The 1,027-nt window shown below is 56.6% G+C and carries 3 protein-coding genes; all 3 read left to right on the top strand.

The genetic code is table 11. The annotated features are described in order from the left end of the window. On the top strand, positions 1-184 hold a 184-nt coding region (locus tag BUC50_RS04605; protein WP_286677191.1), incomplete at its 5' end, for a M24 family metallopeptidase. Positions 185-196: 12 nt separating this feature from the next. Further along, positions 197-760: an elongation factor P gene (efp, locus tag BUC50_RS04600; RefSeq protein WP_286677190.1), complete on the top strand. Its 564-nt coding sequence runs from the start codon at positions 197-199 to the stop codon at positions 758-760. Then, positions 761-1,027, top strand: a 267-nt coding sequence (locus BUC50_RS04595) for an acetyl-CoA carboxylase biotin carboxyl carrier protein (RefSeq protein WP_286677189.1), incomplete at its 3' end; no start/stop codon positions are given.

The raw sequence follows: 1,027 nt of genomic DNA, 5'->3' as shown, positions 1-1,027 counted from the left end.
GATGCCAACCCTCTCCCAGATTTCCAAAGACACCCTGGAGGAGGGGATGGTGGTCACGATCGAACCCGGGGTCTACATCCCGGGAAAATTCGGGATACGGCTGGAAGATATGTTCGTGATAACAGATAATTCTTGCAAGCGAATTACAAATCTTGATAAGGAAGCCATAAAATTTCTCACGTAGGGGAGAGACAGCATGCAGTACTCAACCGCACAGTTCCGCAAGGGGTTGAAGATAGAGCTCGACGGCGAACCGTTCACTATCGTTGATTTCCAGCACGTCAAGCCGGGAAAGGGCGGCGCATTCGTGCGCACCAAGATGAAGAGCCTGATCTCTGGCAATGTTCTCGACAAAACCTTCCGCTCGGGCGAGAAAGTGGATGTTCCCAATCTCGAAGAGCGGAAAATGAGCTTTCTGTACCAGGACGATTCCGGGTACTGGTTCATGGATACCGAGACCTATGAGCAGATGAACCTCATGGAAGACCACGTGGAGGACGCCATCGGCTTCCTCAAGGAGAACGTGGAGGTGAACATTCTCTTTCACAACGGTTCTCCCATCGGCATCGATCTGCCCATGTTCATGGAGCTCGCCGTGGTGGAGACCGACCCCGGCGTGCGGGGCAACACCGCATCGGGGGGCTCCAAGCCCGCGAAGCTTGAAACCGGCGTTACGGTCCAGGTCCCTCTGTTCATCAACGAGGGAGACGTGCTCAAGGTGGATACGCGCACCAAGGCGTATATCGAGAGAGTGAGCTAGATGAATCTCAAGATTGTCAAAGAGCTCATCGAGATGATCCGCAACACCGACGTGGTGGAGCTGGAGTGGACCCCGGAGAGGATCCACATCATCCGGGGGGCTCAACAGCAGGACCGCTCTGTGTCCAGGACGCGGGAGCCCGAAAAGGACAAGGCCGCGGCCGTGGAGAAACCCACGGTCACCATCACATCCCCCCTGGTAGGCACCTTCTACCGCTCGGCCTCGCCCGAGACCCAGCCCTTTGTCCAGGTGGGCGACCGGGTCAAG

The sequence above is a fragment of the Aminobacterium sp. EBM-42 genome (assembly GCF_001896635.1).
Taxonomy (GTDB): Bacteria; Synergistota; Synergistia; order Synergistales; family Aminobacteriaceae; genus Aminobacterium; species Aminobacterium colombiense.
The sequence above is the reverse complement of the archived record's forward strand: the minus strand, read 5'-3'. Positions and strand labels throughout refer to the sequence as shown.